Annotated in this window: 13 protein-coding genes; 7 read left to right on the top strand and 6 right to left on the bottom strand. The window is 71.6% G+C overall.

Annotation, left to right across the window (positions count from 1 at the left end; all coding sequences use genetic code 11):
• On the top strand, positions 1-443 hold a 443-nt coding region (locus PT931_RS25890), incomplete at its 5' end, for a class I adenylate-forming enzyme family protein (RefSeq protein WP_456248303.1).
• A gap of 186 nt (positions 444-629) precedes the next feature.
• Here PT931_RS25890 and PT931_RS25895 read toward each other — a convergent pair.
• A complete protein-coding gene (locus PT931_RS25895; protein WP_456248304.1) occupies positions 630-1,853 on the bottom strand; it encodes an ATP-grasp domain-containing protein in 1,224 nt (407 codons plus the stop codon).
• Between the two features lie 676 nt (positions 1,854-2,529).
• Here PT931_RS25895 and PT931_RS25900 point away from each other — a divergent pair.
• Entirely contained in the window at positions 2,530-5,004 is a 2,475-nt protein-coding gene (locus tag PT931_RS25900; protein WP_456248305.1) for a DEAD/DEAH box helicase, read from the top strand.
• A 141-nt stretch (positions 5,005-5,145) separates the two neighbouring features.
• On the opposite strand, the gene PT931_RS25905 is transcribed toward PT931_RS25900, so the two are convergent.
• A complete protein-coding gene (locus tag PT931_RS25905; protein ID WP_456248306.1) occupies positions 5,146-6,522 on the bottom strand; it encodes an FAD-binding oxidoreductase in 1,377 nt (458 codons plus the stop codon).
• Between the two features lie 189 nt (positions 6,523-6,711).
• Between PT931_RS25905 and PT931_RS25910 the strand changes: the two genes are divergently transcribed.
• Positions 6,712-7,527: a YndJ family transporter gene (locus PT931_RS25910; RefSeq protein WP_456248307.1), complete on the top strand. Its 816-nt coding sequence runs from the start codon at positions 6,712-6,714 to the stop codon at positions 7,525-7,527.
• Here the strand turns inward: PT931_RS25910 and PT931_RS25915 are convergent.
• On the bottom strand, positions 7,494-8,819 hold the full coding sequence (locus PT931_RS25915) for a radical SAM protein (RefSeq protein ID WP_456248308.1): 1,326 nt from the start codon (positions 8,817-8,819) through the stop codon (positions 7,494-7,496). The two genes, PT931_RS25910 and PT931_RS25915, sit on opposite strands and share 34 nt — an antisense overlap.
• A complete protein-coding gene (locus PT931_RS25920; RefSeq protein WP_456248309.1) occupies positions 8,816-8,974 on the bottom strand; it encodes a hypothetical protein in 159 nt (52 codons plus the stop codon). Before PT931_RS25920 ends, PT931_RS25915 begins: the two co-directional genes overlap by 4 nt.
• Positions 8,975-9,109: 135 nt before the next feature.
• Between PT931_RS25920 and PT931_RS25925 the strand changes: the two genes are divergently transcribed.
• The 4 genes from PT931_RS25925 to PT931_RS25940 are packed head-to-tail and all read left to right on the top strand — an operon-like array spanning position 9,110 to position 11,566.
• Entirely contained in the window at positions 9,110-9,688 is a 579-nt protein-coding gene (locus PT931_RS25925; protein ID WP_363725976.1) for a helix-turn-helix domain-containing protein, read from the top strand.
• A gap of 40 nt (positions 9,689-9,728) precedes the next feature.
• Complete coding sequence (locus tag PT931_RS25930) at positions 9,729-10,409, top strand: hypothetical protein (protein WP_456248310.1); 681 nt, start codon at positions 9,729-9,731, stop codon at positions 10,407-10,409.
• A gap of 37 nt (positions 10,410-10,446) precedes the next feature.
• Positions 10,447-11,286, top strand: coding sequence for an SDR family NAD(P)-dependent oxidoreductase (locus PT931_RS25935; RefSeq protein ID WP_456248311.1), 840 nt, complete (start codon positions 10,447-10,449; stop codon positions 11,284-11,286).
• Between the two features lie 22 nt (positions 11,287-11,308).
• Positions 11,309-11,566 (top strand): PLD nuclease N-terminal domain-containing protein, encoded by a 258-nt coding sequence (locus tag PT931_RS25940; protein ID WP_456248312.1) that lies wholly within the window; start codon positions 11,309-11,311, stop codon positions 11,564-11,566.
• On the opposite strand, the gene PT931_RS25945 is transcribed toward PT931_RS25940, so the two are convergent.
• A complete protein-coding gene (locus tag PT931_RS25945; RefSeq protein ID WP_456248313.1) occupies positions 11,563-12,642 on the bottom strand; it encodes a hypothetical protein in 1,080 nt (359 codons plus the stop codon). The two genes, PT931_RS25940 and PT931_RS25945, sit on opposite strands and share 4 nt — an antisense overlap.
• Positions 12,643-12,666: 24 nt before the next feature.
• A complete protein-coding gene (locus tag PT931_RS25950) occupies positions 12,667-13,605 on the bottom strand; it encodes a S41 family peptidase (protein WP_456248314.1) in 939 nt (312 codons plus the stop codon).
• Between the last annotated feature and the right edge of the window lie 14 nt (positions 13,606-13,619).

Raw genomic sequence — 13,619 nt, forward strand, 5'->3', positions numbered from 1 at the left:
TGATGATGGCCGGGTACTGGGGCCAGCCCGAACTCACCGCCGAGACCCTGGTGGACGGCTGGCTGCGCACCGGGGACGTCGGCTACCTCGACCCGACGGGCAACCTGTTCCTCGTCGACCGGGTCAAGGACATGATCCTCACCGGCTGGGGCTCCACGAACATCTTCGCCCGGCCGATCGAGGACCTGCTCGCCGCGCACCCGGGGGTCCGCGCGGCGGCGGTGATCGGCGTGCCGAGCGAGAAGTACGGCGAGGTCGTGCACGGGTACGTGGTCGGCAACCCGGACGTACCCGTCACGGGTGAGGAACTGCGGGAACTCGTCCTGGCCGAGCTGGGCGCGGCGTGGACGCCGGTGGCGGTCGAGTTCATCGACGCGATGCCGTTGACGGAGACCAACAAGGTCGACAAGAAGGCCCTGCGCGCCCGCCACCAGGCCCGCTGAGCCCGGCACGGCCGTCGGGGCGCGCGGAGGGATGACCGCGCGTGCCCGGCGGGCCGCCGTACCCGTCTGACGCAGGGCGGCCGGGCGCCGGACCCCGGACACGCCACGGGAGGTCGCCCCTGCCCGGAGACAGGAGCAACCTCCCGGAGGCGCCGGCGAGCCCCTGGGCGGGCGCGCCGTACCCGTCTAGTCCTGGTTGATCCGCAGGGCGGCCTGGGCCGACGCGAGCGCGTCCCGGCACTCCTGGGTCGAGTCCCCCACCGCGACGGCGAGGGCGAGCCGGCCGGAGCCCGTGCCGTGCGGCCGCTGGGCGGCGGTGCCGGGCTCGGCGGTGACGAGGGTGTGGTCCACGGCCGGGTGCAGCGCGTCCTCGTCGAACCGGAGGGAGTCGATCGTGGCGTCCTCCTCGACGGAGAAGAACCGGATGGCCGCGACCCGGGCCGGCGCGGTGCCGACCACCGGGGGCCGCCCGCAGGCGACGTCGCAGGCGGCGAGGCCCACGTCGGTACCGGTCGCGAACATCGCCAGTTGGGTGATGTGCCCGCCGGCCATCCGACCGTTGATCTCGATGATCTTCGGGCCGTCCGCCGTCAGCATGACCTCGGTGTGCGTCACGCCGTCGCGGTAGCCGATCGCCTTGTGCGCGGCCCGGAGCAGGTCGAGCAGCGCGGGGTCGCCGAGCAGCGGGTCGGCGCCGTCGACGGTGTGGCCGATCTCCACGAAGTACGGCGCGAAGCCGGTGTCCTTGCGGGCCAGGCACAGCACGGTCAGCTCCCCCCCGTGCAGGGCGCAGTCGACGCTGACCTCCGTGCCGGTGACGCACTCCTCGATCAGGGGCTCGTACACGTAGTCCGGCACGCCGCCGACCGGGTTGCCGGTGCTGTCGAGGTACCGCTCCTCGAGCTGGTCGGGCGAGTCGATCCGGAGCACGCCCATCCCGGCGAGCAGGTCGTGCGGCTTGACGACGACCGGGTAGCCGATCCGCTCGGCGGCGACCCGGGCCTCCTCCAGCGAGGTGACCGGGATCGAACGCGGCTGGGGCACCCCGGCGGCTTCCAGCACCCGCCGGGTCACGTTCTTGAACCGGCAGGCCTCGGCGGCGTCGAGTCCCGCGTGCGGCAGCCCGAGCCCGTCGGCCACGAAGGCGACCTGGGTCACGCGGGCCTCGTCGTAGCTGATCACGCCGCTGATCGGGTCCCGGGCGTGCAGCTCGCGGGCCGCGGCGAGGGTGTCGGCGGGGTCGCGGGTCAGGTGCTTCGTCCACCCGGTCAGGTAGGGCAGCTCCCACGACGGCTCGAGACTGGTGAAAAGGTGCAGCCGGTATTTCGCCGACATGGCCTTCAGAAGGAACTCGCGGGACGGGCGGGTCCCCGTGCGGAGCATCAGCACCAGTGGCCGTTCGTCGGTCATCGCGTTCCTCTTGTTGCGTCTCGCGTCGGGAAATAGACGGAGGGCCCCGCCGAAGCGGGGCCCTCCGGAGTGCTAGTTAGCCGGCTTCCTTGATCTGCGGCTCGTTCTCGAACTTCGCCACCGGCTCGTCCTCGCGGAACTTGGCAACGGGCTCGTCCTCGCGGAACTTGGCCACGGGCTCGTCTTCACGGCGCATTATATTTTCTCCATCTATGAGTGCGATGAAAGGTGGTACGTCACAAGGATTAGTCGATCACAGACCTGTGTCAAGGACTGCCATCATTAAACATTTCTACAGTGGACGGAGGTCCGGAAAGTCGCTATTCGAGAATCGGCCTCAGCTGTCGGAAAGTTATCCTTATCCGGACGGGTCCACGATGGCCTCCCCGGGCGGCGGTGGCCACAGTCGGGAGTCGGACTTGCCGAGGCTGCCCGGGAGCCTCCCGGTTCGTTCCCGACCGGCCCCGACCGGCCGGACCGGATCGCGCCCGGACCACGGGCGGACCACGGCCGGACCACGGCCGGACCACGGCCGGACCGGACCGCCCCGATCCGATGATCATCGGCGCCGCCGGCCCGCGGGGTCCGCCCGGCGGCCCGGCATGGTCGCATCTCGGTCACGCCGGGGCACCCCGGGTAGCCGGGAGCCACCCCGACCAGGCACGATCAGGGCACTATGACTCTCACCGACCGCCTGCCGGGCAGCCCCGATCCCGACGCCCTGTTCGAGGCGTTCACCGCCTGGTCCGAGGACCAGGGCCTGAGCCTGTACCCGGCCCAGCAGGAGGCGCTGATCGAGATCGTCTCCGGGGCGAACCTGATCCTGAGCACCCCGACCGGTTCGGGGAAGAGCATGGTCGCGATCGGGGCGCACTTCGCGGCCCTGGCCGACGACCGGACCACCTTCTACACCGCGCCGATCAAGGCCCTGGTGTCGGAGAAGTTCTTCGCGCTCTGCCAGGTGTTCGGCCCCGAGAACGTCGGGATGATGACCGGCGACGCCCAGGTCAACCCGGACGCGCCGATCATCTGCTGCACGGCGGAGATCCTGGCCAACCTCGCCCTGCGCGAGGGGAGGTCCGCCGACGTCGGCCAGGTGATCATGGACGAGTTCCACTTCTACGCGGAGCCCGACCGGGGCTGGGCGTGGCAGATCCCGATCATCGAGCTGCCCCAGGCCCAGTTCATCCTGATGTCGGCCACCCTGGGCGATGTCACCCGGTTCGTCGACGACCTGAGCCGGCGGACCGGCCGGCCGACCGCCGTGGTGAGCTCCGGCGAGCGCCCCGTGCCGCTGCTGTACTCCTACGTCACGACGCCGCTGCACGAGACGATCGAGGAGCTGCTCAAGACGAAGCAGGCTCCGGTGTACATCGTGCACTTCACCCAGGCCGCCGCCCTCGAACAGGCCAGCGCCCTGATGAGCATCAACATGTGCACCCGGGCCGAGAAGGACTCCATCGCGGAGCTGATCGGCAACTTCCGGTTCACGGCCGGCTTCGGAAAGACCCTTTCCCGACTGGTACGGCACGGGATCGGGGTGCACCATGCCGGCATGCTCCCCAAGTACCGCCGACTGGTGGAACTTCTGGCGCAGGCCGGGCTCCTGAAGGTCATCTGCGGGACGGACACGCTCGGGGTCGGGATCAACCTGCCGATCCGCACCGTGCTGTTCACGGGGCTGAACAAGTTCGACGGCATCCGGATGCGGCTGCTCAAGGCGCGCGAGTTCCACCAGATCGCCGGACGCGCGGGCCGGGCCGGCTACGACACCGTCGGCACCGTCATGGTGCAGGCCCCCGAGCACGTCGTGGAGAACGAGAAGGCCGTCGCCAAGGCGGCGGGGGACGCCAAGAAGCTCCGCAAGCTCGTGAAGAAGAAGCCGCCGGAGGGGTTCGTCGGCTGGGGCGAGCCCACGTTCCACCGCCTGGTGTCCGCCGAGCCCGAGCCGCTGACGTCGAGCTTCCACGTCAGCCACTCGATGGTCCTCAACGTCATCGAGCGCGGCGGGAACGCCTTCGCGAACATGCGGCACCTGCTCACCGACAACCACGAGTCCCCGGCCGCCCAGCGCGCGCACATCCGCCGCACGATCGGCATCTACAAGGGCCTGCGCACCGCCGGCATCGTGGAGCAGGACGCCGACGGGGGCATCCGGGTCACCGACGACCTCCAGCTCGGCTTCGCGCTCAACCAGCCGCTGTCCCCGTTCGCGGTGGCCGCCATCGAGCTGCTCGACGAGAACTCCCCCAGCTACGCCCTCGACGTCGTCTCCATCGTCGAGGCGGTGCTGGAGGACCCGCGCCAGATCCTCTACGCCCAGCAGAACAAGGCCAAGGGCGCGGCGGTGCAGCAGATGAAGGCCGACGGCATCGAGTACGAGGAGCGGATGGCGCTCCTGGAGAACGTCACGCACCCCAAGCCGCTCGCCGAGCTGCTGGAGGCCGCGTTCGAGTCCTACCGCAAGGGGCACCCGTGGGTCGCCGACCAGCGGCTGTCCCCCAAGGGCGTGGCCCGGGACATGTACGAGCAGGGCATGACCTTCGTCGAGTACGTCAGCTACTACCAGCTGGCCCGCTCCGAGGGGCTGGTGCTGCGGTACCTGGCGGACGCGTACAAGGCGCTGCGGCAGACCGTGCCCGAGGACGCCAAGACCGAGGAGCTGCACGACCTGATCGAGTGGCTCGGCGAGCTGGTCCGCCAGGTCGACTCCAGCCTGCTCGACGAGTGGGAGCAGCTCCGCAACCCGGGCGAGGAGAACACCGGGGCGATGCCGGTGGACACCGCCCCGCCGGCCGTCACGAACAACGTGCGCGCCTTCCGGGTCCTCGTCCGCAACGCGCTCTTCCGCCGGGTCGAACTGGCCGCGACCGCCCGCAACCAGGAGCTGGAGGAACTCGACCCCGGGTTCGACTGGCGCGGGGCGATGGACGAGTACTTCGAGGAGTACGACAGCCTGGGCACCGGTCCGGACGCGCGCGGGCCGGCGATGCTGATGATCACCGTGGAGAAGGACCGCTGGCTGGTCCGGCAGATCTTCGACGACCCCGAGGGCGACCACGACTGGGGGATCAGCGCGGAGGTCGACCTGCGGGCGTCGGACGAGGCGGGCATCGCGGTCCTGGAGATCACGGCGGTCGACCGGCTGTAGCGCGACCACCCCGGTCGGGCGCCGGCCGCCCGGCCAGGGTGCCGGCGCCGCCCCGTCAGGGTGCCGGTGGCCGCCCGCCAGGTGCCGGTGGCCGCCCGGACAACGCCGGTGCCTGCGGCCACCCGACCGGGGGCGCCAGGCCTACGCCGGCCGGATGTTGTGGTTGAGGTGGAACAGGTTGCCGGGGTCGTACTGGCTCTTGATCGCGGCCAGCCGGTCGTAGTTGGCCTTGCCGAACCCGGCGACCACCCGTTCGTGCCCCTCGTCCCCGGTGAAGTTGAGGTAGACGTCGCCGGTGGACCAGGGCTCCATCGCCGACCGCACGCCCCGCGCCCAGGCCCGCCCGCGCTCGTCGTCGGCCGGGTCGGTCCACAACCCGAGCGGGTGCACCACGTACGGCGCGGACCGGAACGAGATCGGCCAGTCGTCGGACGCGCGCGCCACGGCCCCGCCGAGCGCGATCATCGCGTGCTGGGACGGCGAGGGCACGATCATGGCGCCGGCCGACGCGCAGAAGGCGTCCACGGCCGGGTCCGGCAGGGCGTCGAGGTGCTCGGCGGACCAGTAGTTGCGGAAGCCGGGCGGGTCGTCGAGCATGCTCTGGAACTCGGCGTAGGGCACCGAGGTGATCATCTCGCCGGCCGGGTCCAGCTCCAGCAGGGGCCGGGCGATCTCGCGGACGCCCGGTTCGTCGCCCAGGTAGGTGAACAGCACCCCGACGGCGAGCTGGTCGTACAGGCTCGCGGGCACGAAGGGCATCTCGGCGGACGCGGTCAGGTAGATCGTCCCGCCGCCCACCTCGTCAGGCGCGTCGGCCATCACGTCGCGCCAGCGCCGGACCACCTCCGGTCCCCGGTCCGCCGGCCAGAGCAGCAGCGCGATGGAGAAGTCGGTGAGCGGGTCGAGGCGGAACGTCAGCCCGGTCGCGACCCCGAAGTTGCCGCCGCCGCCGTGCAGCGCCCAGAACAGGTCGGGGTTCTCCTGCTCGCTGGCCCGGACGGCGCTCCCGTCGGCGGTGATCAGGTCGACCGCGAGCAGTCGGTCGACCGCGAGGCCGAACTTGCGCTCGATCCAGCCGGAGCCGCCGCCCAGGGTGAAGCCGGCGACCCCGGTGCTGGACACCCGCCCGCCGGTGGTGGCCAGGCCGTAGGGGGCGGTGGCCCGGTCGAGGTCGCCCATGGTCGCACCGCCGGCGGCGGTCGCGGTCCGCGCGTCGGGGTTGACGGTGACGGCGTTCAACCGACGGAGGTCGATCACGAGGCCACCGTCGGTGAGGGCCGCGCCGGCGACGCCGTGCCCGCCGCCCCGGACGGCGATCTCCAGGCCGGTGTCCCGGGCCAGGCGCAGGGCGCTCTGCACGTCCGGGACGTCCGCGCACTGCGCGATCACGGCCGGCCGCTTGTCGATCATGGCGTTGAAGAGGGTCCGGGCGTCGTCGTAGCCGGGTACCCCGGGGGTGAGCAGTGCGCCCTGGAACTCGGCGCGCAGTGCCTCCACGGCACGGTCCAAGCTGTTCATCGCGACCGACCACCCTCCACAGCCGGGCGGCCGACGAGGACCGCCGATGCCCTGAGGCTAACAACGGCTGGCACGTGATCCAGTCCGATCGGGCAATCCAGGCATAGCGCGGGGCCTGCGACCAGCATCACAATGAACGCGATCAATTCGACGTGATAACTTGAACGCGTTCAAGAAAAGAGGGATGCCATGACCATCCTCGTCAACCTGATCGTCACCCTCGGCATGCTCGTCATCCTCCCGCTCGGCCTGCGGCTGCTGCACCTGCCGGCCGCCGTGCGCACCTTCTGGCCCCTCGCGGCGGTGCCCGGCGCGATCAGTCTCTGGCTGCCCCGGGGCGCGACGGCCGCGGGACTCGCCGCTGCGTACCTGATGATGACCTTGATCGTCGCCTTCCAGGCCGGCCGGCGGACCGGCTGGAACCCCCGGGAACTGGCGGTCCGCACCGCCCTGGTCAGCCCGGCCGTCGCGGCCACCGCCCTGCTCGTCGAGCGCACCGGGGTCGGCCTGTTCGCCGTCGACGTCGGCGGCCTGGCGCTCGCCCTGCCGCAGCTGCACTTCGCCGGATTCGCCGCCGCGCTCGTCGCGGGCCTGGTGCAGCGGACCGACCAGGACTCGACCGCCGCCCGGATCGCGGCCCTCACGGTGCCGATCGGCGCGGAGACCATCCTGATCGGGTACTTCGTCGGCGGCCACCTCGAACTCGTCGGCGCCCTCGCGCTCACCGTCGGCATGTGGCTCGTCGGCTGGATGCTGTGGCGGGACGGGTTCCTGTTCCGGCTCAGCTCGCTCGCCCTCGCGGCCACCGTGGTGCTCGCACTGGTCTGGGCGGTCGGCGAGGCCTTCGGCGCCCCGACCGTCGGACTGGCCTGGATGACCGTCGCCCACGGGATCGCCAACGCGCTCGGGCTCGCGCTCTGCGGTCTCCTCGCCTCGCGGGGGAACGAGGCCAAGGTGGTGACCCTGCGGCCTCAGAGGGGCGTGCAGCCCGCCGAGCGGGCGTAGAGGTCCAGCCGCCCCGCGACGTTGTGCTTCAGCGGCGGGCAGGGCACATGCCCCTCCCGCCACAGTTTCGGGCACGCGCCCCCGCACAACGGCAGGATCCGGCACCGCCGGCAGCCGGTCTCGTCGGCCTCCAGCGCGTCGGCCCAGTCGTCGAACTCCCCCGCCGGGCGCGCCCCGTCACCCAGGGTCGCCAGGGTCGCGACCCGCCGGTCGGCGAAGCCGGGCACCAGGGGCTGTTCGGTGCAGGTGTACACCCCGCCGTCGGCGGCGACCACCTCGGCGTGCGGGGTGACCGCGACGCACACGACGGGCCTGGGGCCGCCCGGCAGCAGGGAGGTGGTCAGGCCGTGCCGGGCGTACGCCGCCAGCCACGCCAGTTCCGTCTCCGCCATCCCGGCCCGGTCCAGCGCCGCGTCGGTGACGTCGTTGCCCCAGGGGTGCAGCGGCGCGGTGTACATCCTGACCCGGGGGTCCGCGAGCCCCGCCGCCGCCAGGGTCGCGGCGAACTCGTCGGCCAGGTGCGCGTTGGCCACCCCGACGTTGGTGCGGATCCGCCAGTGCAGACCCCCGTGCTCGGCCAGGGCGGCGGCGATCACCCCCACGACGTGCGCGAACGACCCGCCGCCGCGCTTGAGGGGCCGGCTCGCGTCGTGCGCGGCGGCCGGACCGTCCAGAGTGACCTCGAAGTGGCCCACCCGGTCCCCGACGTGCAGGGCCGCGACCTTGCGGGCGTCGAGCAGCGCGCCGTTGGTGACCATGTGGGCCGCGTAGCCCACGCCCGCCGCGTCCGCCGCGGCGGTGAACCGCCGGGACAGGTCCCGGACCACGGCGTAGCCCGCCAGGGGCTCGGCGCCGAACCAGGAGACGTGCGCGGTGTCGTAGCGGCCACTGTCGACGGCGGCGGTGAACCGGGCCGCCAGCAGGTCGCGGTGGCCCGGCGCCGGGCCGCCCCGGACATGGGCCTGCCCGCAGTACGAGCAGGACATGTTGCACCAGCTCGTCGGCATCACCACGAACCGGCGCTCCCGGGTGTCGGCGACCGCGCGCCGGCCCGCCGCGATCACGGCCGCCGGCTCGTCGACCTCGGCGTCGACGAGCAGCCCGGCCGCGTGCAGCGCCCGTTCCGCGTCGTCGGGCAACGGGGCGCCGCCCGCGAGCCGGTCGGCGGTGACCGGGTCGACCAGGTAGACCCGGGCGGTGGCCGCGTGCAGGACGGGGCGCACGGGGTGCCCGGCCGGGTGGCGGAAGGTGGTGGACCCGACGATCACGTACCGGCTGGCCTGCTTCCTCACTCGGCCGAGCAGCCGCCGTCGTGCCCGGGGAGGGTGCCCTCATCAAAGGCGCTGGCGACCTGAGTAATCTCCTCGAGAAACATCCGGAAAACGGTCTCCCCCGCATCCTTGATCTGTTCGACCGCGTGGATCACGATCTGGGGGTCGACGTTCATCGCCACTCCTGTGCTTGACCTGTTCGTATGACTGCCCCGAAGTAACGCTCACTGTTGGTAAAACGACAAGCTTTTGTCAAACATTTGATACACTTCCTTAACCAAATCAAGGCAGAACGTGATGAGGTAGCGGGAATGGAGCAAGAACCGTCACGCCGGATCGTGCAGGACGTCGACACCCTCAAGGCACTCGCCGATCCCATCCGCCTCACGGTGCTCGAGTTGATGATGGCCGACCACACCCGCTCGTGGACCGCCAAGGAACTGGCGTCGCGGGTCGGCATCTCGACCACGAAGATCTACTACCACCTGAACACTCTGGAGCAGCGCGCACTGCTCCAGATCCGCAGTACCCGGATCGTGAACGGCATCATCGAGAAGCACTACGGCGCGAGCCAGCAGCGGATCACCTTCCAGCGCGGCCCCGACCACCCCCGCGACCCCGAGGGCGCGGTGGAGGACGTGATGATGGCGCTGTTCGACCAGGTGCGCGGGGACATCAACGAACGCCTGCTGACCGGCCACAACGTGATGAGCCGCGAGGCGCCGCCGGAGACCCGGGCCATGATCAGCCACTCGATCGCGCACGTGTCCCCGGCCCGCGCCGAGGAGTTCCGGGCCCGGTTGCTGGCGCTCGCGGAGGAGTTCCGGGCGGCCGAGGAGCCGTCCGAGCCGGAGTACCAGGTACTCATCGCGATCCATCCCAGGAATTGACACCCTTTTCTGGAAGCTTTGTTTTCAGTACGGTGTGCCGATGAGCATCCGGCACCTCGCGGTCGCGGCCGCCCTCGGCGCGGTCCTGTTCGGTTCGGGATGTGTCGGCCCCCCGCCGGCCGCCCAACCGACCGCCCCCGTCCCCTCCCCCGCGCCCCCGGCGTCGATGAACGCCGCCCAGCAGACCCTCGCCGCGACCTGCACGACGGCGCTGGCGCCCCTGTTGACCGCCACGGGCTCGACCGGGGTCGGCACCAGCAACCACACGGCGCTGCAGCCGATCTCCGGCGGCGACGGCACCACGGGAGTGACCTGCCTGGACGCCCTCGCACTGCCGGCCGGCGACTCCGGCCAGGCCACCCGGCACGCCGCCGTCGCCGAGGCGCACGTGCAGCCGGTGACCGCGGCCGTGCAGGCCGACAAGCTCCAGAAGGCCTTCTTCGGACTGTGCCGGGCCGGCGGCGGCGACGCGCTGCCCCAGCCCCTGGACGGCCGGGACACCGCCCTCGGCAACGGCCTGTCGGTGTACGAGTGGCCGCAGACCGCCACCCTCTCCCACCAGCCGCGCTGCTACTTCTACCAGTCGGCCACCCTGTTGCTGCACGTCAAGGTGACCGTCCTGTTCCCCAACCCCAAGGCACCGTCCGCCGAGGACCTGAAGAAGAGCACGGCGGCCGCCGACGCGTACGCGGCCAAGCTGGTCGAACTGGCAAAAGGCTGACAGTCCCCGCCGCCCCGGTCCGCTACTACTTGTGCCCATGACCGAGAAACCCGCTGTCCTCATCACCGGCTGTTCCACCGGCATCGGCCGGGCCACCGCCGAGCGCCTGACCGCGTCCGGGGACTGGACCGTCTACGCGACCGCCCGCGACCCCGAGACCCTGCGCGACCTGGCCGCGGCGGGGGCCCGGGTGCGCCGGCTGGACACCTGCGACGAGGAGTCGATGCGCGCCGTGGTCGACGAGGCCGGCGACGCGCTGTTCGGGCTGGTCAACAACGCGGGCTACGGCGAGTACGGGGTCGTGGAGGAGCTGCCCGTCGAGTCGCTGCGCCGGGGCTTCGAGACCAATGTGGTGGGCACCGTGCGACTCTGCCAGCTCGCGCTGCCCCGGATGCGGGCGGCCGGCGCGGGGCGGATCGTGATCGTCGGCTCGACCGGCGGGCTGTTCACGTTCCCGGCGGCGGCCGGCTACCACCTGACGAAGTACGCGCTGGAGTCCCTCGCCGACGCGCTGCGCTACGAGGTCGGGCCGTTCGGCATCGGGGTGACCCTGATCCAGCCGGGCCTGGTGCGCACCGAGTTCGGGGCCACCGCGCTGCGGACCCTGGCGGCGAACGGCGCGGCCGGCGGCCCGTACTCGGAGGTGAAGTCCCAGGTGGACGCCATGTACCGGCGGGCCTTCTCCGACCCGGCCGCCGGGGTCGGCCCCGAGGCGGTCGCCGAGTCGATCGAGCGGGCGCTGACCGGGGACCACGCGCCGAGCCGGGAGCTGGTGGCCGCCGAGGGCCCGTACTTCGTGGACCTGCGCCGCGACCTCGGCGACGAGGGCTTCGACGGGGCAGTCCGGACAATGCTCGCGAACCCGCCCCAAGGGTGATCACCGTCGGTTAGCGTGAGGCATGGACCTTCTCGCGTACCTGAGTGACGACGACGACAAGAACTGGGTCTGGGGCCTGATCACCGGCACCTGCGGGCTGATCTGCTCGATCGGCAGCCTGATCCTGTTCATCGCGGCGCTGATCAGCATCATCAGCGCCGACCGGCTGACGACCGCCGCCAAGATCCTCTGGGCGGTCGTGGCGTTCGCGTTCCCGTTCGTCGGGAGCCTGGCCTGGTTCTTCTGGGGCAAGAAGAACCAGGACAAACTCAGCTTCTAGGGGGTACGGGCCGGGTCCGGCGTCCTCGCGACGGCGGGCCCGGCCTCCCTCGTCGCGGGCTCGGCGGGCACCGGGCGGGCCGCCAGGCCGCCGATCAGCGCGCCGACCGCCGCAGACATCACGACCGTGCCCGACCACAGCTCCACCGGCCAGCGCACGCCCGCGACCAGGTCGAGGGCGAGTAGATGCGCCGACCAGACCACGGCGGCGAACACCGCCCCGGCGACGGGCAGCCGCAGCGGGGCGTCGAGCCCGCGCGTCCGGTCCAGGTACCCCAGCAGCAGGTCGACCGCGATCGCGCCGCCGACGGCCGCGAGCGCCGCGACGGTCTGGGTCCGGGGCAGGTCCAGGAGGCCCACCGCGAAGGCCGCCACGACCGCCACCAGCGCGGTCGCCGCACCCGGCACGGCGGCCCGGCGGCGCAGCACCAGGGTCAGCGGCAGCACGAGCAGCGCCGTGGTGACCAGGTAGGCCGTCAGGGCCATCGCCGCGGCCAGGTAGCCGGGGGTGCCCTGGGCGCCGGCGTAGGGCACGGTGGGCTGGACCGTCTGGAACGCCGAGGCGTAGATCAGGAACACGGCCGTGCTCGTCGTGCCCAGGACGAGGGCCCCCACCCCGGCGGCGGTGCGCAGCGTCCCGGTCGAGCCGGCCGCCCACCAGGACCGCAGCGGGCTGGTCAGCAGCAGCCCGGATCCGATCGCGAGGCCGACGTGCGTGGGGCTGAACAGGGCGTCGAGGTCGGTCTCGATCCCGAAGACGGAGTGCCAGACCAGGTCCAGGTTGCCGGCGAAGAAGAAGATGACCGCGCCGATGACGCCGGTCCGGTAGCCGGCGGGCCAGGCGTCGCGCCACCACAGCCGGTGGGCGGCGCGGCGGCGGTGGGCGAGGAACACGGTCCACAGGCCGGTGGCGATGAATCCCGAGTAGAGGATCGCGTGCCAGGGCGTGAAGATCGTCTCCAGGGTCCGGATGTTGTTGTGGGCCCAGCCGTCGGCGAGCGCGCCGCCGACGAGCCAGGCCCCGAAGAACGTGGTGAGCGCGTCCTCGCGGGGGGACGCCGGGCTAGCAATGGACATTCATCAATACTGGCAGTGCGTGCCTCATTTTTCCAGAGCGGACTGTGCCTCCTCCAGTACGAGCTGTGACTTCGAGGTGGCGGCGACGTGCTGGAGCGCCAGGGTGTACGCGTGCGCGAACGCCTCGTCGGCCGGCAGCGCGATGTCGGGGACGACGCCGACGCCCTCCCAGTTCGTACCCGTCACGGGGTTGATCGACCGGGCCACCGGCACCGTGATCTCCACCGTCTTCGACACCGGGAACTGGTCGGTCGGGTGCGCCCCGCCGCCCGTGGTCTCCCCGATCAGCGTCGCGCGCCCCAGCGCCTGGAGGTTGTACGCGAACTCCTCGCCACCGGAGAAGGTGGACTTGCTGGTCAGCAGGTAGACCGGCTTGTCGAGGTAGCGCGCGCCCGGCACGTGCGCCAGGGTCCAGTAGTCGCGGGTGTGCTTGGTCTCCGCGTCGTAGATGCTGTTCAGGTGGGTCTCGGAGTCCTTGAACAGGTAGCTGTTCCACATCTGGACCCCGTCCGGGTCGCCGCCCCGGTTGACCGTCAGGTCGAAGATCAGCGCCTCGGTGTTGGCCACCAGCTCCATGGCCGCCGCGATCGCCGCGCCGCCGATCCCCGGGGAGGTGACGCCGCGCAGCTTGATGTAGCCGATGTTGCCGTCGAGCCGCTCGGTCCTGAGGATGCCGTAGTTGGTCAGGCGCTGGCGCTCGTTCCAGACCGCGTCGGCGTCCTCCTCGCTCTCGCCGGCCTCCTGGAGATCCGCCGCGCGGACCCGGACCCGGAGGTGCTTGTCGGCGCACACGGCGTAGATCTGCTCCGTGAGCCGCTCGCCGAGCTGCTCCTCGGTCAGACCCTCGTACTCGCCCGCCGCGAGGCTCGCCTCGACGATGGCCGCCGCCTCCTCGGCCTTATCCGGAAAAACGTATTTGTCGCGCAGGATCGCCAGGGCGTCCTCGATCAGGGTCTGTGACATGGCGAGGACGGTAC

Source organism: Longispora urticae (assembly GCF_053902585.1).

Excerpts from the sequence above, each read along its gene's own strand:
- PT931_RS25910 (WP_456248307.1), top strand. The coding sequence starts at position 6,712 with ATGACCATCCTCGTCAACCTGATCGTCACCCTCGGCATGCTCGTCATC.
- PT931_RS25930 (WP_456248310.1), top strand. The coding sequence starts at position 9,729 with ATGAGCATCCGGCACCTCGCGGTCGCGGCCGCCCTCGGCGCGGTCCTG.
- PT931_RS25900 (WP_456248305.1), top strand. The coding sequence starts at position 2,530 with ATGACTCTCACCGACCGCCTGCCGGGCAGCCCCGATCCCGACGCCCTG.
- PT931_RS25920 (WP_456248309.1), bottom strand. The coding sequence starts at position 8,974 with ATGAACGTCGACCCCCAGATCGTGATCCACGCGGTCGAACAGATCAAG.
- PT931_RS25925 (WP_363725976.1), top strand. The coding sequence starts at position 9,110 with ATGGAGCAAGAACCGTCACGCCGGATCGTGCAGGACGTCGACACCCTC.
- PT931_RS25935 (WP_456248311.1), top strand. The coding sequence starts at position 10,447 with ATGACCGAGAAACCCGCTGTCCTCATCACCGGCTGTTCCACCGGCATC.
- PT931_RS25940 (WP_456248312.1), top strand. The coding sequence starts at position 11,309 with ATGGACCTTCTCGCGTACCTGAGTGACGACGACGACAAGAACTGGGTC.
- PT931_RS25950 (WP_456248314.1), bottom strand. The coding sequence starts at position 13,605 with ATGTCACAGACCCTGATCGAGGACGCCCTGGCGATCCTGCGCGACAAA.
- PT931_RS25905 (WP_456248306.1), bottom strand. The coding sequence starts at position 6,522 with ATGAACAGCTTGGACCGTGCCGTGGAGGCACTGCGCGCCGAGTTCCAG.
- PT931_RS25895 (WP_456248304.1), bottom strand. The coding sequence starts at position 1,853 with ATGACCGACGAACGGCCACTGGTGCTGATGCTCCGCACGGGGACCCGC.
- PT931_RS25945 (WP_456248313.1), bottom strand. The coding sequence starts at position 12,642 with ATGTCCATTGCTAGCCCGGCGTCCCCCCGCGAGGACGCGCTCACCACG.